Origin of the sequence: Janthinobacterium sp. RA13 (assembly GCF_000745325.1) — a bacterium.
Lineage (GTDB): Bacteria > Pseudomonadota > Gammaproteobacteria > Burkholderiales > Burkholderiaceae_D > Janthinobacterium > Janthinobacterium rivuli.
The window spans coordinates 4,942,676-4,959,931 of sequence record NZ_JQNP01000001.1 but is presented as its reverse complement, the minus strand read 5'-3'; the positions used below and the strand labels follow the sequence as shown (position 1 = coordinate 4,959,931).

Here is a 17,256-nt window from a genome sequence, read left to right as displayed (position 1 = left end):
TGAAAATCAATATTATCAGTTCAGCCCAGCCTTGGCACGGCATAAAACGCAGAATCTTGCCTTGAGGCAGAGCAACACACGCCACGCGCGCATTTGCCATGCTGGCAATACAGTGGCAGACTAGGCCCCTTCCTACAGACCAGACCGTCCTCATGACCGCCACGCTACGCGCCTCGCTTCGCCCCTACACCCTCGCCGGCCTGCTGGCCTTTGCCGCGCTGGGCATGCCGCCGCTGTGCGCTGCGCCAGCCAAGGCGCCGGCGGCGGAAACGGCCGATGGCGGACGCTATTTCGGCCCCCTCGTCGCCGGCAAGATGCATGGCCAGGGCCGGCTCGAATACGCGAGCGGCGCGTTTTACGAAGGGGGCTTCGCGCGCGGCGTGTTTTCCGGCCAGGGCAAGCTGCGACAGGCGTCCGGCGTCGAATACACAGGCGCCTTCCGCCAGGGCGCCTTCGATGGCATCGGCCGCTATACCTCGCCCAAGGGCGAGATTTATGCGGGCAGCTTCGTCAAGGGCAGCTTCGAGGGAGAAGGCCGCTTCCAGGGCGCCGATGGCGCCACCTTCGAAGGCCATTTCAAGCACTGGCGCCCGCACGGCGCCGGCAAGCTGACCGACACGGACGGCACCGTCTTCGAAGGCGAATTCGTCCAGGGCCAGGTGCAGGGCAAGGCCAAAGTCACCACCAGCGACGGCATCCACTACGAAGGCGAGCTGAAAGACTGGAAATTCGAGGGTGTAGGCGTGCTGCGCACGGCCGATGGCGACGAATACCGGGGCGGCTTCAAGAATGGCCAGTTTGACGGCCAGGGCGTGCTGCGCTATGCCGTGGCGCAAGCGGACGGCCGGCGCGAAGACAGCGGCAACTGGACGGAAGGCCAGCTGGACGACCCGGCCGCAGATAAACTTACGCGCGACAATATCGAGCTGGCCCTGTACCACCAGCGCACCCTGCTCGACGGCGCCCTGGCCCGCATCGCGCCGCGCGATGCGGCGAAAAAAATCAATCTGTATTTGCTGGGCGTGGCTGGAGATGGCGCGCAGGAAGTGTTTCACCGCGAAACGGTATTCGTGCAGCGCCAGTTCGACCGCGATTACGGTACCGTGGGGCGCTCCTTGATGCTGGTCAACAGCCGCAACACGGTGGCGCAGCAGCCAATGGCCACGCGCACCAGCATCGCCGCCAGCCTCGACGCCCTGGGCGCGAAAATGGACAAGGCCAACGACATCCTGTTTTTATTCCTCACCAGCCACGGCTCGCCCGAGCACGAACTGGCGCTGGCGCAAAACGGCATGGATCTGCACAGCTTGCCCGCGCAAGAGCTGGCCACCATGCTCAAGCACAGCGGCATCCGCTGGAAAGTCATCGTGATCTCGGCCTGTTATGCGGGCGGCTTCATTGCGCCCTTGAAAGATGACAACACCCTCATCATCACGGCCGCGCGCAGCGACCGCACCTCGTTCGGCTGCGACGACCAGAACGATTTTACCTATTTCAGCGAAGCGTATTTCAAGGAAGCCTTGCCCAAAAGCACCGGCTTTGCCGAAGCGTTCGAGCAGGCCAAGGTGCTGGTGCGCGCGCGCGAGGCGGCCGATTTCCGCGAAGGCGGCATGGAGACGGAAGAACATTCCGAGCCGCAACTGTTCCAGGGCAAGGCCATCGCTGCGCAACTGAAGGCGTGGCGCGCACAGCCACGTTAAGCGCTTCTTTCTGTACAATAGCTGTCACCATGCGCCGATTCTTCCTCATTTTGCTGCTGTTCGTGCTTCCGCTCCAGATGTCCTGGGCCGCGGCGAGCGCGTATTGCCTGCACGAGGAAGGCAAGGCGGCGCAGCACCTGGGCCACCACAGCCACCAGCACAAGGCCGAGTCCGACGCGGACAAGCAACCCGCCGGCGACAAAAAAGGCCAGCCGCACAGCGACTGCAACGTCTGCCACGGCATCGGCCATGCATGGCTGCCAGCCGGCTCCAGCCTGCCCATCGGCGACATAGCGTCCGTCAACGCGGACACTTCTCCCTTCTTTTACGCTTCCCACATCCCGGACGCTCCCAAGCGCCCTGACTGGTCGTCGGCCGCCTAGGCCGACGGGACGTTTCAATCACTTTTCGCAGTAAGTCAGGCGCAGGCCTGCGCGTCCCGTCGAATTCTTTTTCCGTACTTTGGAGAATTCGATGCACCGATCCATCTATCTGTTATTGCTCTCCGCTGGCCTGCTGGCCGGCAATTTTGCCCATGCACAAGCTCCGCAGGAGCCTGCCGGCCCCCTGACCTTGCCCGCCGCGCTGCTGCTGGCCGAAGGCGGCAACGCCACTTTATCCGCCGCCCGCCACGAACTGGCGGCGCAAGGCGGCGCCCTGCAGCAGGCGCGCGCCCGGCCCAATCCGGAACTGCAAACCGTGCTGGAAGACACGCGGCGCGCCACGCGCAGCACCACGGTGCAACTGAACCAGCTCATCGAACTGGGCGGCAAACGGGGGGCGCGCGCCGCCGTCGCCCAGCGCGGCGCAGACCTGGCGCAAGCGGGCCTGTCAATGCAGCAAGCCGACACGCGTGCGGCCGTCACGAGTGCCTTTGTCGACGTGCTGGCAGCGCAGGAAGGCTTGCGCCTGGCCGACAGCGCACAGGCCCTGGCCGCGCGCGCCAGCGACATCACGGCCCGACGAGTGACGGCTGGCAAGGCCTCGCCCGTCGAGGAAACCCGCGCCAAGGTCGCCGAAGCGAGCGTGCGGCTGGAGCTGAATCTGGCCCGCAGCACCCTGGCCAGCGCCCGCAAGCGCCTGGCCGCCCTGTGGGGCAACGCCACGCCACGCTTCAGCGTAGCGGACGGACGCCTGGAAACCTTGCCGGACCTGCCACCGGCCAGCGAACTGGCGGCGCGCCTGGCCCAAGCGCCGGCCGTGCGCCAGGCGCAAAGCGCGCTGGCCCAGCGGCAAGCCATGCTGGACGTGGAACAGCGGCGCGCCACGCCCGACGTCACCGTCAGCATCGGCATGAAGCGCTCGGAAGAGCTGGGACGCAACCAGGCCATCATCGGCCTGGCCCTGCCGCTGCCCCTGTTCGACCGCAATGCCGGCAACAAACTCGACGCCCTGCGCCGCAGCGACAAGGCCAGCGACGAGCTGGTCGCCGCCCGCATCGCCGTGCAAACGGACGTGGCCGCCGCCACCGAACGCCTGGCCACGGCCCGGCTCGACGTGGAAAGCTTGCGCCAGGACATCTTGCCTGGCGCCCAAAGCGCCTATGACGCGGCCAGCAAGGGTTTCGAGTTCGGCAAGTTCGCCTTCCTCGACGTGCTCGATGCCCAGCGCACCTTGCTGCAAGCCAAAAACCAATACCTGCGCGCGCTGACGGAAGCGCAGCACGCCGCCGCTGACATCGAGCGTCTGCTGGGCGCCCCTGCCTCCCTGTAAGGAACACCATCCATGAACATCACACTCAACAAAAAGCAGACGATCGCCATCGCTTCCATCGCGGCCGCCGGGATCGTGCTGGCCATCCTCATCCTCGGTACGGGAAAATCCAGCGCCCCGCCCGCCCCTGCCGTCAAGGCGGAAGCACATGCTGAAAAGAAAGACGAACACGGCCACGATGAAGTGGAAGGCAAGCTGGAATTGACGGCGGCGCAAAGCAAGGCCGCCGGCGTCGTCATCGCCACGGCCGCGCCTGGCCGCATCAAGACGACGGTGGCCCTGCCCGGCGAAATCCGGTTCAACGAAGACCGCACGGCCCACGTCGTGCCGCGCCTGGGCGGCGTGGTGGAAGCCGTGCAGGCGGACCTGGGCCAGCTGGTGAAAAAGGGGCAAATATTGGCCGTCATCGCCAGCACGGAATTGTCGGAACAGCGCAGCGCGCTGCTGTCGGCGCAGCGGCGCTTGTCGCTGGCCCGCTCCACGTATGAGCGCGAGGAAAAACTGTGGCGCGAGAAAATTTCGGCCGAACAGGATTATCTGCAGGCGCAGCAAACGTGGCGCGAAGCGGAAATCGCCGTGCAGAACGCGCAGCAAAAGCTCAGCGCCCTGGGCGCCACGAGTACCAGCAAAGGTCCGCTGAACCGCTATGAGATCCGCGCGCCGTTCGACGGCATGGTGCTGGAAAAACACATCACCCTGGGTGAAGCCGTCAAGGAAGACGCGAACATCTTCGTCATTTCCGACCTGTCGACCGTGTGGGCGGAAATCGCCGTGCCGGCGAAAGACCTGGCCACCGTGCGCATGGGAGGCAAGGCGGAGGTGAAAGCGTCCGCGTTTGACGCCAGCGCACAAGGTACGATCACCTACGTGGGCGCGCTGCTGGGCGAGCAGACGCGCACGGCCAAGGCACGCATCAGCTTGCAGAACCCCGACATGGCCTGGCGCCCGGGCCTGTTCGTCACGGTGGAAGTGGTGTCCGGCGAAGCGGACGCGCCCGTCACCGTGCACAGCACGGCCATCCAGACGGTGGAAGACAAGCCCGTCGTCTTCGTGCAGATAAAAGATGGCTACCAGGCCACGCCCGTGGTGCCGGGCCGCAGCGATGGCACATTGACGCACATCAAGCAGGGACTTGCTGCCGGCACGCCGTATGCGGCGCAAGGCAGTTTTGTTCTGAAGTCCGAGCTGGGCAAAGACTCCGCCGGCCACGAACACTGATCACGTCAAAGCTAAGGAAACCATCATGTTTGAACGCTTGATCCGCTTCGCCATCGACCAGCGCTGGCTGGTGATGCTGGCCGTCGCCGCCATGGCGGGCCTGGGCATCTACAGCTATCAAAAGCTGCCCATCGACGCCGTGCCCGACATCACCAATGTGCAGGTGCAAATCAATACCCAGTCCGCCGGCTATTCGCCGCTGGAAACCGAGCAGCGCGTGACCTTCCCCATCGAGACGGCCATGGCCGGCTTGCCGAATCTGGAACAGACGCGCTCGCTGTCGCGCTATGGCCTGTCGCAAGTGACCGTGATCTTCAAGGATGGCACGGACATTTATTTCGCGCGCCAGATGATCAACGAGCGCTTGCAGGAAGCCAAAGAAAGTCTGCCGTCCGGCATCACGCCCAAGATGGGCCCCGTCTCCACAGGCCTCGGCGAAATCTACCTGTGGACGGTGGAAACGCAGGACGGCGCGAAAAAGCCGGACGGCACGCCGTACACGCCGACGGACTTGCGCGAAATCCAGGACTGGATCATCAAGCCGCAGTTGCGCAACGTCACGGGCGTGACGGAAATCAATGCCATCGGCGGCTACGCGAAGCAATACCAGGTGGCGCCGTATCCGGAAAAACTGGCCGCCTACGGCATCAGCCTGCAAGACGTGGTGACGGCGCTCGAGCGCAACAACAGCAACGTGGGCGCCGGCTACATCGAAAAGCAGGGCGAGCAATTGCTGATACGCGCGCCGGGCCAGGTGGCGTCGAAAAGCGACATCGGCAACATCGTCGTCGCCAACGTGCAGGGCGTGGCGATCCGCATCCGCGACGTGGCCGACGTGGTGCTGGGGCGCGAGCTGCGCACGGGCGCGGCCACGGAAAACGGCCGCGAAGTGGTGCTCGGCACCGTCTTCATGCTGATCGGGCAGAACAGCCGTGCCGTCTCGCAAGCCGTCGACAAGAAGATGGTGGAGATCAACCGCAGCCTGCCCAAAGGCGTGCACGCCGTCACCGTGTATGACCGCACGGTCCTCGTCGACAAGGCCATCAATACGGTGAAGAAAAACCTGCTCGAAGGCGCCGTGCTGGTGATCGCCATCCTGTTCCTCTTCCTCGGCAATATCCGCGCGGCCGTCATCACGGCCATGGTGATTCCGCTGGCCATGTTGTTCACGTTTACGGGCATGGTGCAATACCATGTCAGCGCCAACCTGATGAGTCTGGGCGCGCTCGATTTCGGCATCATCATCGATGGCGCCGTGGTGATCGTGGAAAACTGCGTGCGCCGCCTGGCCCATGCGCAGCAGAAACTGGGACGACCGTTGACCTTGCAGGAACGTTTCCACGAAGTGTTTTCCGCATCGCAAGAGGCGCGCCGTCCCTTGCTGTACGGCCAGCTGATCATCATGGTCGTGTACCTGCCCATCTTCGCGCTGACGGGCGTGGAAGGCCGCATGTTTACGCCGATGGCGCTGACGGTGGTGATTGCCCTGCTGGGCGCCATGCTGCTGTCGATCACTTTCATTCCCGCCGCCGTGGCGCTGTTTATCGGCGACAAAGTGGCTGAAAAGGAAAACGCCATCATGCGCGCCGCCAAGCGCTGGTATGCTCCGCTGCTGGACAAGGTGATGCGCAACACGCCCGTCGTGCTGACGGGTGCGGCCGTGGCAGTCGTGCTGTCCGGCTTGCTCGCCACGCGCATGGGCAGCGAGTTCGTGCCCAGCTTGAACGAGGGCGACATCGCCATCCAGGCCCTGCGCATCCCCGGCACCAGTTTGACGCAATCGCTGGCCATGCAGCAGCAGCTGGAAAGCAAGCTGATGGCAAACCACAAGGAGATCGCGCGCGTCTTCGCCCGCACGGGTACGGCCGAGATCGCGTCCGACCCCATGCCGCCGAATATTTCCGACGGCTACATCATGCTGAAACCCCGCGACGCATGGCCGGAACCGGGAAAATCGCGCGAGCGCTTGCTGGCGGAAATCGAAGCGACGGCCACCAGTTTACCTGGCAATAACTACGAGTTTTCTCAACCGATCCAGCTGCGCTTCAATGAACTGATTTCCGGCGTGCGCAGCGACGTGGCCGTGAAACTGTTCGGCGACGACATGCTTGTCCTCGACAACACGGCGGCGAAGATCGCCGGCGTGCTGGGCAAAATTCCCGGTGCAACAGAGGTGAAAGTCGAGCAGACCACGGGGCTGCCCATGCTGACGGTGCAGATCGACCGCGAGCAGACGGCCCGCTATGGCCTCAACATTGCCGACGTGCAAGCGGCCATTGCCACGGCCATCGGCGGGCAAGAGGCGGGCACCCTGTTCCAGGGCGACCGCCGCTTCGACATCGTCGTGCGCCTGCCCGACAGCCTGCGCAGCGACCTGGAGCAGTTGAAACGCCTGCCCATCGCCCTGCCCCTGGGTGCGGCGTCGGAAGGCCGTGCCCGCTTCATTCCGCTCGGTGAAGTAGCCAGCCTGCAAGTCGCGCCGGGGCCGAACCAGATCAGCCGCGAAGACGGCAAGCGCCGCATCGTCATCAGCGCCAACGTGCGCGGGCGCGATATCGGCTCGTTTGTGGCGGACGCCACGCAGCAGCTGCAAGCGCAAGTGGCCATTCCCGCCGGCTACTGGACCAGCTGGGGCGGCCAGTTCGAGCAACTGCAATCGGCCACGAAACGCCTGGAACTGGTGGTGCCCGTGGCCTTGGCACTCGTGTTCGTCTTGCTGTTTGCCATGTTCGGCAACGTGAAGGATGGTTTATTGGTGTTCAGCGGCATCCCGTTCGCCTTGACGGGCGGCATCGTCGCCCTGTGGCTGCGCGACATCCCCATGTCGATCTCGGCGGCCGTCGGCTTCATCGCCCTGTCCGGCGTGGCCGTGCTGAACGGCCTGGTGATGATCGCCTACATCCGCCAGCTGCGCGAACAGGGCATGCCCTTGCACGAGGCGATACGCGAGGGAGCGATCACGCGCTTGCGCCCGGTCCTGATGACGGCGCTGGTGGCCTCGCTGGGCTTCGTGCCGATGGCCATTGCCACGGGCACGGGCGCCGAAGTGCAGCGTCCGCTGGCCACCGTGGTGATCGGCGGCATTTTATCGTCGACGGCATTGACCCTGCTGGTGCTGCCGCTGCTGTACCGGCTCGCGTATGCCGCAAGAGGTAGGTCGGATTAGCGCGCAGGCGCGTAATCCGACACATTGTTGGCGCGGGTGGTGGCGTCGGATTACGGCCTTTCAGGCCTAATCCGACCTACGCCTTGCCGCTGCTGTACCGGCTGGCGTATGCCGCAAGAGGTAGGTCGGATTAGCGCGCAGGCGCGTAATCCGACACATTGTTGACGCCGCTGGTGGCGTCGGATTAAGGACGGCGGTAGCCGCCCTCAATCCAGTTCGCCGCTGACGTGGCATTGAACTTGAACGCGGCCGAGGTGCGCACCTTGGCGATCTGTTCGCCGTCGGCGTCGTAGGCGCTCAGTTCCGCGTACGGGTGGTCTTCGTCGGGCACGATGTCGAACATCACCTTGACTTGCCCCTCGTCGGTGGCGACGAACAGGTTCTTGTGCAATTGCGCATGCAGCTGCTGCTCGTGGCGGCGCAGCACTTCCGAGGCCGTCTTGACCAGGGTATTGAACGCGTTGACGTCGAGCGGCTTCGGGTTTTTCTTGTCGCGGCCCATGGTCCACGGGCCCACCAGCGCCGGCTCCGGTTCGCCATCCTTGATCATGGCCACGGCCCAGCCTTCATCTTCCTCGTTCTTGATCACCCTCGCCGTCCAGCCATTGCCTACCCACAGGCGCGGCTCCTGGATCGGGGCGTCATTGTCTGGCTCGGCTGCTTCGTCGGAAAAGTCGGGGAAATCGGTACTCATGGCGGTGCTCGTGGTGGAAGGTCGGGGCTAGCATGATAGTCGAAAACGCCCTCCCGTGCCGCATCGCCGGAAGCGAAACGGCACGTCCTACGGCACGAGCCAGCCTGCCACCAAGGCAACTGTCAGCACATGGACATGGCAGGCCGGTTGGGCCAGGTCAGCGGCGGACCGGGCGGTACCCAGCGCGGGTCGATGGCCGGCAGCGGCGCATGGTAATTAAAGGGATTGATGATGATCGGCGGTATCGCCGATGGCGCGCCGACGGGCTCGGCGCAAGACTGCGTGGCGCTACGCTGGCGCGTGCTTCGATGGTGGGAAAGGGATAGCGATTGATCCCCGGTATCTGCAAACAAAAGCATGTTGCCCTCCTTGCGAGAGTGAGGTATTCAGTATAGGACGGCTTGCGCACATTACAAGAAAAGAAATCTTGTTCCAGATCAGCGTTTTTGCCGCGCCAGCGCCTTCCATACCGTGAAAATGACGGCCTGTCGCACGCCGCTGGCGGCCAGCCGGGCGCGCGCCTACAGTGTGACCATGCAAGACCCCATCACCCACACACCGAGGCTTACCATGAAAAAATTGCTCACCTTCGTCCTCATCGTCATGCTCGCCTGCCTGTTCCTCGACAAGATCAGCGGCAGCGACATGCACATGCAGTTCAACGGCGACGATGTCGACGGTCCGCTCGAGTGGCTGTTCGGCCTGGTGTTTGCCGGCGGCGGCTTGCTGGTCGCCGCCATTGCGGTGGTGTGCGCCGCCGTCGTCACGGGCGTCGTCCTGGCGGGAGTCGGCGTGGTGCTGATCGCCGTGGTGGCCCTGTGCGTGGTGCTGGCGCTGGCCTTGAGCACGCCCGTGCTGCTGCCGCTGCTGATACCCGTCGCCATCGTCTGGCTGATCGTCAGCCGCAAGCACAAGCAGGCGCAAGCGCGCCAGCACAGCCTGTAATCACTGCGCCATGAACTTGCTGAGCACGCCGTCGCCGCCGCCGTCATTCTGCTCGATGCGGTTGCGCCCGCCCCGCTTGGCCCGGTACAGCGCCTCGTCGGCGCGTGCCAGCACGGCGTCGCAATCGGCATCGGTACCGGCCATGGCGGCCATGCCGATGCTCACCGTGATGGTGATCACGATGCCGCCATCGATGGTCAGCGAACTTTCCGCCACGCGCCGGCGCAGCCGTTCCGCAAACACGGCCGCCGCCGCCAGGTCGGTACCAGGCAGCAAGATGGCGAATTCTTCGCCGCCCACGCGACCCGGCACGTCGACCTTGCGCAAGGCCTGGCACATCAGCGCGCCCAGGTGACGCAGCACGGCGTCGCCCACGGCGTGGCCATACTCGTCGTTGACGCGCTTGAAATGGTCGATGTCGAGCATCAGCACGCTGGCGCAGCTGGCCAGCTCGCGCTGCAAGCGGGCATGCTCGTTTTCCAGCGACGCCATGAAGTGGCGCCGGTTCGGCAAGCCGGTTAAAAAATCCGTGGTGGCCAGTTGCAGCAGTTCCGCATTCATGCGCTTGCGCTCGGTGATGTCGAGCGAGGACACCATGACGAAATCGAGGCTGTCCGCATGGCCGGGCATCACCAGCAAGCTCAATTCATTTTGCCGCGCCGCGCCGTCGAGACGCACGAAGCTGCTTTCGCACTCGAACAGGTGGGCGCCGCCAGCCAGCGCCAGCAGCGCGTCGCCGAAGCGGGGCAAGGCGCTGTCGTCGAAATTCTGCGCCAGACTCAGCGCACCGCGGCGCTGGTCGTCCTCGTTGGCGCGCACCTGCGCCAGCGCGGCGCCGTTCGCATCGATGATGCGCACCAGGCCCGCCAGTTGCCGCAGCGCGTCCGGACTGGCCTGGAAATGAGCGCCCAGGTCGCGCACGCCAGCTTGTTCGAGGGCATCGAGCGCGGCGCGCACGGCCGACCAGTCCTGTTCCCACAGGGCCACGGGCGCATGGTCGTACAGGCTGCGGAAACGCGCTTCGCCCGCGCGCAGGGCCAGCGCCACCTGCGCCTGTTCGATGGCCATGCCGGCCAGGTGCGCCGCCTCGCTCAGCCGCGCCAGATGCGCCGCGCCCGGCAAGGTGGGCTGGCGGTGATACGCCATCAGCACGCCCAGCAGCTTGCCCGAGCCACCACGCACGGGTTCGGCCCAGCACGATTGCAGCTGGGCCCGCCACGCCAGTTCCATCGTCTCTTGTGCATCGGCAACCGTATGCAAGTCGCCGACGATCACGCGCAGGCCGTCGCGCAGCGCTTGCGCGGCGATGCCATGCACGCCCTGCAGGGTGTCGAGGTCATGGCCATGGCTGGACAGGTTGAAAAACGCGGGCAAGCTGGGCGCCGCACCCAGCACCAGGCGGTGGCGGCTTTCATCGAGCAGCAAGATGCTGCACAGCATGGCCGGATGGTCCGCTTGCACGCTCAGCACCACGCTTTCCAGCACCCGTTCCAGCGGCGCGCCCGTGGCCAGCATTTCCAGTACTTGCCGCCGAGTATGCTCACGCCGCTCCATCTGACTGCGCTCGCTGATATCGCGGAAGGTCCACAGGCGCGCTTGTTCATTGCCCAGTTGCATGCTGCGCACATATTGCTCGACCACCCGCCCATCGCGCAGGTGCAGCACGTCGCGCCGCTCGCGGTGGCCGTGCGGCGCGCGGGTGCGTGCCCCGAGGAAAGGCGCGGCCTGCTCCAGCTGGCTTTCCACATGGCGCACCAGCGCCGCGCCATCGGCTTGCCAGTCGAGCGCATCGGGCACTTGCCACAAATCGCGGAAGCGCCGGTTCGAGGTGAAGATGCGGCCATCGATATTGTCGACCAGAATGCCGTCGATGGTCGAATCGAGAATGCTGCGCAGCATGGCCTGGCTGCGTTGCGCCGCCTCGGCCATCGCCAGCACGCTCGCCTGCCCCTGCTCCAGCTGGCCCGTCAGCTCGCTCGAACGCGCCAGCGCCGCCTGGGCGCGGGCGCGGCCCGCCGCCAGCAGCCACGTGGCCAGCGCCAGCACGATGCTGGCCAGCAGCCCCGTCCAGGCCACCAGGCGGGGGCGCGCCAGCAATTCGCCATCGAAGCCCGGCATGGTGCGCACGCGCAAAGTCCAGGCATGGCCGGCGATGCTGATCGCTTGCCGCGACACCAGGCTGTCCGAGGCGGCAGACGACAGGGCGCCCGGCAAGCTGTCATACATCAGGGCCGCCTCGGACAATTGCGCACCATCATAGATTTCCAGGTCCAGCTGGCGTGCGCTCTCGCCGCCCACGCCCGCCATCAGGTCGCCCATGCGAAATGGCGCAAACACCCAGGCGCGCAAGGCGGTGCGCCGCTGCGCCACGCTACCATGCAGCAAGCCATTGTCATACACGGGCAAGACGACCAGGAAGCCATGCGCCTGGGCGCTGCCGCCATCCTGCACCAGGTGGATCTTGCCCGTCATGGCCGCTTGGCCCGTGTCGCGCGCCTGCTCGAGCGCGGCGCGGCGCACGGGTTCGGAGCCGATGTCGTAGCCGAAGGCCAGCAGATTGCTCTCGCTTAACGGTTCCAGATAAGTGATGGGCGCATGCCAGTCGCGCTGGCCGTGCGGACGCACCGCATAGCCGGGATAGCCGTCCGCGCGCACGCCTGCCTCATGCCGCGCCAGGGCGGCGCCGGACAACAGCGGCAGGTAGCCGATGCCGTGGATGCCGGGAAAGTGGCGATCCACCTGCTGCGCCGCCAGATAGGCATGGAATTCGCGGCGCGTGACTTCCTGCGAACTGGCATACAGTCCCTGCACCCCATGCAGCACCTGGATGTAGGTCTGCATGCGGCCGACAATGTTATTGACCAGTTCGCGCACGCGGAAATCGAAATCGGCCTGCACCTGCTGTTCGCTGGCGTCGTCGGCATTGCGCCAGGCGCCATACGTCAATCCCAGGCACAGCGCCAGCACCAGGGCGGCCAACACGCGCGGTCCCACCCAGTGCGACACTGGCCGGGCAAACCACGACGAAGACGCGCGTGTAGGCATGACAGGCTGACAGGCAGAACGGACATCAAACCGCTACACGACCAGCAACATGGCTGGCGGCGGGCTGCACGATTACCATCGGTAGTCGATGAGAATGATAGTACGTTACAGCGGGCGCCCTTGCAATGCTGAATATTGTATGAAAAAAATCACATATTTCGTCAATGCAACGATGTGCACGCCAAGAAACTTCGTTGCCGTGAAAACCATCTCCGCCGGCTGGTATGATCGCCCCGCAATCCATCACCGAGGAGCCGCGTTTGCAGCACGATAGCTGGCAGGGAACACTCTGGCTGGCGCCGGACTTTGCCATCTTGCATGGCGCAGCGGGCGCCACGGATAGCCACGCCCATTATGCGCACCAGCTGATGCTGAGCACGGGGGCGCCCTTCACGGCCGAGCTCGACGGCATCGTCCACACGGCGCGGCACTTGCTGGTCGACAGCCTGCGCCCGCACGCCATCCTCAGCGCACCGGCGCCCATGCTGACCATCTATGCGGAACCGCAGCGCCTGGGCGGTGCGGCCCTGCTGGCGGCAGCCGGCGGCGCCGGCGTGCCCAGCCTGGACAATCTGGCCGCAGCGCTGCAGGCGCAGCCACGCGAGCACTTGCCCGATCCCCGCCTGCGGCGGGCGCTGGACAAGGTCGACGCGCTGCTGTCGGGCAAGGTCAGCGCGGCGGCCGTGGCCGAGGCGGCGCATTTGTCGCTGAGCCAGCTGGAACGCCTGTTCAGCGCCCAGCTGGGCCTGCCCGTGCGGCGGCTGGTGCTGTGGCGCCGCCTGCGCCTGGCCATCCGTTTTATATTGCTCGGCAGTACCCTGACGCAGGCGGCCCACGGCGCCGGCTTTGCCGATGCCGCGCATTTTTCGCGCACCATGCGCAGCCTGTTCGGCGTGCGCGCCGACCGCAGCTTGCGCCAGCTCAACGTCAAGCTGCTCGATTGATGACGCGCTTGAGCGCCTGCTTCAAGCCGGCCGGCAACTCGGGCGCGCGCACGCCCTCTTCCGCGCGGAACGGTTCGATCAGTTGCGCCCCATACGCGGGCGGGTAGTCGGGACGGCTGCCGATGCCCAGATCTTCGCCCCGCATGCGGTAGCCGGGCGCGTCGAAGGCCGTGCCCAGCAAGCGGTCCCAGCAGGTAAAAAACAGGCCGAAATTCACGTCTCCGGCCGTGCCGTACTTCATGTGGTGAAAACGGTGCAGCGGCGCCCAGGCGAACACGTGGCGCAGCGGGCCCATGCGCATGTCGACATTCGCATGCTGCAGCAGCAACTGGATCGCCACGGCAAACGCCAGCACGGCCATGACGGCTTCCGGTATGCCCAGCAGCAGCAAGGGTAGCATGCCGCCCGCCGCTTCCAGCAACAGGTGCAAGGGGTGTTTCATCCAGCCATTGAAACCGTACATGCGCTGCACGCTGTGATGCACGGCATGCAGTTTCCACAGAAAGTAATAGCGGTGGCTCAGGTAATGCACGAGCGTGATGCCGCAGTCGGCAATCAGGATGGCCAGCAGCAGCTGCGTCCAGAACGGCAGCTGGACAGGCCAGAATGCGCCCAGCGCCAGGTGCCCGGCCAGCAAGGGAAAGGCAGCCAGGCCCAGCAGGTACAGCGCTTCATTGACGAGCGCATGCAGCGTATCGCGCCAGCCATCGCCGTGAGCGTGGTTCCACGCGCCGTCATACGGTGCATAGCGTTCGGCAAGAAAGGAAGTGAGCAGGGCCAGCAGCAGCAAGGGCGGCAAGACCCAGAAGGAATAGTGGCACACCGCAATCAGGTAACTGGCGGCGCCGATGAAGCCGGCCCAGAACGCGGGGCCGTACAGCGCGGCAAAGAGGGATTTCATGGCAAGACGCTCCTGTGGCAAAAACCACAGCATGGCTGCTCTCTCCGCCGCGCCGCTTGAAGAAACGGCGCAAGCTGTTTTTTACTTTGCTGCCTTGCGCGCAGCGTATTGCTGGTAGCCATTCGCGCGCAGGGCGCAGGCGGGGCAGGTGCCGCAGCCATAGCCCCAGTCGTGCAGCTCGCCCCGTTCGCCCAGGTAGCACGTGTGCGTGCCGCTGCGGATCAGGTCGACCAGCGGCTGGCCGCCCAGGTCTTCCGCCAGGTCCCAGCTTTGCGCCTTGTCCAGCCACATCAGCGGCGTTTCCAGCTTCAATCGCGTATTCATGCCCAGGTTCAGGGCCACTTGCAGGGCCTTCATCGTGTCGTCGCGGCAATCCGGGTAGCCGGAGAAATCCGTCTCGCACATGCCGCCCACCAGCACCGTCAAGCCGCGGCGATACGCCACGGTGGCGGCCACCGTCATGAACAGCAAGTTGCGTCCAGGAACAAAGGTGTTCGGCAAGCCGTTTTCCTGCATGACGATCTCGACGTTCTGCGTCATGGCCGTGTCGGAAATGGCGGAAATCAGCGACAGGTCGATCATGTGATCCTGGCCCAGGCGGCTGTCCCACTCGGGCGACTGCTGGCGCATCTGCTCCAGTACGCCGGGGCGCACGGTCAGCTCGATCGCATGGCGCTGGCCATAATCAAAGCCGATGGTTTCGACGCGCTTATAGTGCTTCAAGGCCCAGGCCAGGCAGGTAGTGGAATCTTGTCCACCGCTAAACAGCACCAGTGCGGAGTCCGTTGCTAGCATAAATTTTCTTTCCATGTTTTTATCTGTTGCAATAGTGCGTGGGGAAACGAATTCCCCATGCAAAAAATACTTATTCGTCCGCCATCAGTTTACCTATTCCGGTAACATGCAGTCAGCATTTACTCATCTGGAGCACCATGTTTTCTGCACGACCCATACGGCATACGGCTGCCGGCAAGGCGATACGACCACGAATTTTGGCACAAGTAGTGACAAAAGCAATGGGTCAACTGACACTGGCCGCCGCCGGCGGTGCCATATTGCTGTTTCCCATCGCCCATGCCAGCGCGCAGGAGGCGGCGCAAGAGCGCCCGCAAGACGCCGTTGCCGACAGCCCCGCCAGCACGGAAGCGGCGCCCGCCCCGCTGCAGTACGAGGTCAAGGTCAACGCGCCCGGCGACCTCGATGAGTTGCTTGAAAAAAACCTGGACCTGGAACGCTTCCGCGGCAACCCGCGCATGGACCGCGAGCAATTGCGGCGCCTCGTGCGCGCTACGCCCGAAGAAGCCAAAAACCTCATCGCCACGGCCGGCTATTACACGCCCGTCGTCACGGTGCGCGTCGATACGACGGGCGCCAAACCCGTCGTCATCGTCGACGTCGATCCGGGCCAGCCCGCGACCATCGACAAGGTCGAACTGGAATTGCGCGGCTTCGATCCCACGCCGCCGCTGGCTGCCAGCGAACCCTACGATACGGAAGCCCTGAAACGCAGCTGGGCCCTGAAGACGGGCAGCGTGTTTCGCCAGTCCGACTGGGAAGCGGCCAAGCGCGCCCTGCTGCGCGAAGTGGTGCAGACGCGCTACCCGCGCGCCCAGCTGGTCGACACGCAAGCCGTGGTGGACCCGGAAACGCACAAGGTCTCCTTGCTGGTGGTGCTCGACAGCGGCCCCGAGCTGCGCTTTGGCGAGCTGCGCATCGAAGGCCTGAAGCGCTACCCGGAAGCCATCATCCGCAACCTCGACAAGATACGTCCGGGTGAATACTACAGCGAATCGGCGCTGCAATCGTTCCAGGCGCGCCTGCAGGACACGGGCTACTTTGCCAGCGTGGAAGTGAGCGCCGACATGAGCAGCATCCTGGGCGAGCAGATCGAGGCGGGCCAGGAAAGCCAGGCGGCCGAGGCCGAAGGTGCCTCCGTAACGAAACCCGTCAACCGCGGCCCCGCGCCGCAGCTGCCGCTGGTGGTGCGCGTGACGGAAAACAAGCAGCAGAACGTCAGCGCCGGTCTCGGTTTCAGTACGAATACGGGGAATCGCGCCCAGCTCAACTATGACAACCTGAACGTGTGGGGCACGCGCTTCAAGAGCGCGATCACCATGGAAACGAAGAAACAGGCGGCGCACGCCAATTTTTATTTCCCCACCACTGAGCGCGGCTACAACGACAGCGCGGGCGCCTCGTTCGAACGCAGCGACATTTCCAACGAAATCACGGCCGTCACCACCCTCTCGGCCAAGCGCAACTGGGGCGGCACCAACCTCGAGCGCAGCCTGACGTTCGAGTTCCTCAGCGAAGACAAGACCGTCGTCGGCCTGGAACAGACGCGCAGCAAGAGCTTGCCGTTGACCTATGCCATCACCAAGCGCAGCCTCGATAGCCTGCTGTTTCCCACCAAGGGCTATGTCATCAATGCCCAGGTGGGCGGCGCCCTGCTGCCCGTGCTGACGGATGAGCGCTTCGTGCGCGTGGCCGGCAAGGCCGTGTATTACCGTCCGCTTGGTGAAAAAGGCGAGCTGATCGTACGCGGCGAAATGGGCGCGCTCGGTTCGAAGGAAAAACGCGGCGTGCCGGCCGTCTACCTGTTCCGCGCAGGCGGCGACCAGTCGGTGCGCGGCTATGCCTACCAGGAACTGGGCGTCAAGGAAGGCGACGCCACGGTTGGCGGACGCTACATGCTCACCGGCAGCGCCGAATACCAGTACTGGTTCAAGCCGAAGTGGGCCATTGCCGCCTTCTATGACGCCGGCAACGCGGCCGATACCGTAAAGGTGGCCATGACGCCGAAATCGGGCTACGGCCTGGGCGGACGCTACAAGAGCCCCGTCGGCCCCATCAATGTCGACGTGGCGTATGGCCACGCCGTCCACGCCTACCGTTTGCACTTCTCTCTGGGATTCACTTTCTGATGTCCG

General features: G+C 64.7%; 13 protein-coding genes. 8 read left to right on the top strand and 5 right to left on the bottom strand.

The annotated features are described in order from the left end of the window. The first annotated feature begins 152 nt into the window (after positions 1 to 152). From FG13_RS21940 to FG13_RS21920, 5 genes are all read left to right on the top strand, one after another. Entirely contained in the window at positions 153 to 1,700 is a 1,548-nt protein-coding gene (locus FG13_RS21940; RefSeq protein WP_051959339.1) for a C13 family peptidase, read from the top strand. A gap of 29 nt (positions 1,701 to 1,729) precedes the next feature. After that, the gene (czcI, locus tag FG13_RS21935; protein ID WP_035824308.1) at positions 1,730 to 2,083 is read left to right on the top strand and encodes a cation efflux protein, CzcI family; all 354 of its coding nucleotides are present in this window, start codon (positions 1,730 to 1,732) and stop codon (positions 2,081 to 2,083) included. Positions 2,084 to 2,174: 91 nt separating this feature from the next. After that, positions 2,175 to 3,413, top strand: coding sequence for a TolC family protein (locus FG13_RS21930; protein WP_035824307.1), 1,239 nt, complete (start codon positions 2,175 to 2,177; stop codon positions 3,411 to 3,413). 12 nt (positions 3,414 to 3,425) lie between these two features. Beyond that, positions 3,426 to 4,631, top strand: coding sequence for an efflux RND transporter periplasmic adaptor subunit (locus FG13_RS21925; protein ID WP_035824304.1), 1,206 nt, complete (start codon positions 3,426 to 3,428; stop codon positions 4,629 to 4,631). Positions 4,632 to 4,656: 25 nt separating this feature from the next. Then, positions 4,657 to 7,797 (top strand): efflux RND transporter permease subunit, encoded by a 3,141-nt coding sequence (locus FG13_RS21920; protein WP_035824299.1) that lies wholly within the window; start codon positions 4,657 to 4,659, stop codon positions 7,795 to 7,797. A 184-nt stretch (positions 7,798 to 7,981) separates the two neighbouring features. Here FG13_RS21920 and FG13_RS21915 read toward each other — a convergent pair whose 3' ends face one another. Next, on the bottom strand, positions 7,982 to 8,491 hold the full coding sequence (locus tag FG13_RS21915; protein ID WP_035824298.1) for a hypothetical protein: 510 nt from the start codon (positions 8,489 to 8,491) through the stop codon (positions 7,982 to 7,984). 122 nt (positions 8,492 to 8,613) lie between these two features. Next, positions 8,614 to 8,850 (bottom strand): hypothetical protein, encoded by a 237-nt coding sequence (locus tag FG13_RS30185; RefSeq protein ID WP_152598828.1) that lies wholly within the window; start codon positions 8,848 to 8,850, stop codon positions 8,614 to 8,616. A 211-nt stretch (positions 8,851 to 9,061) separates the two neighbouring features. Here FG13_RS30185 and FG13_RS21910 point away from each other — a divergent pair, with 211 nt between their 5' ends. Beyond that, positions 9,062 to 9,436, top strand: a complete 375-nt coding sequence (locus FG13_RS21910) for a hypothetical protein (protein ID WP_035824296.1) — start codon at positions 9,062 to 9,064, stop codon at positions 9,434 to 9,436. On the opposite strand, the gene FG13_RS21905 is transcribed toward FG13_RS21910, so the two are convergent. Next, positions 9,437 to 12,481: a sensor domain-containing diguanylate cyclase gene (locus tag FG13_RS21905; RefSeq protein WP_235211786.1), complete on the bottom strand. Its 3,045-nt coding sequence runs from the start codon at positions 12,479 to 12,481 to the stop codon at positions 9,437 to 9,439. It abuts the gene before it with no gap. Between the two features lie 224 nt (positions 12,482 to 12,705). Here FG13_RS21905 and FG13_RS21900 point away from each other — a divergent pair, with 224 nt between their 5' ends. Then, entirely contained in the window at positions 12,706 to 13,425 is a 720-nt protein-coding gene (locus FG13_RS21900; RefSeq protein WP_051959337.1) for a helix-turn-helix domain-containing protein, read from the top strand. Here FG13_RS21900 and FG13_RS21895 read toward each other — a convergent pair. Together FG13_RS21895 and queC are read right to left on the bottom strand one after the other, a co-directional pair. Further along, the gene (locus tag FG13_RS21895; protein ID WP_035828575.1) at positions 13,409 to 14,326 is read right to left on the bottom strand and encodes a sterol desaturase family protein; all 918 of its coding nucleotides are present in this window, start codon (positions 14,324 to 14,326) and stop codon (positions 13,409 to 13,411) included. The two genes, FG13_RS21900 and FG13_RS21895, sit on opposite strands and share 17 nt — an antisense overlap. 81 nt (positions 14,327 to 14,407) lie before the next feature. After that, the gene (gene queC / locus FG13_RS21890) at positions 14,408 to 15,121 is read right to left on the bottom strand and encodes a 7-cyano-7-deazaguanine synthase QueC (RefSeq protein WP_035824294.1); all 714 of its coding nucleotides are present in this window, start codon (positions 15,119 to 15,121) and stop codon (positions 14,408 to 14,410) included. Positions 15,122 to 15,342: 221 nt separating this feature from the next. Here queC and FG13_RS21885 point away from each other — a divergent pair, with 221 nt between their 5' ends. Further along, entirely contained in the window at positions 15,343 to 17,250 is a 1,908-nt protein-coding gene (locus tag FG13_RS21885; protein ID WP_035824291.1) for an autotransporter assembly complex protein TamA, read from the top strand. Positions 17,251 to 17,256: the final 6 nt, after the last annotated feature.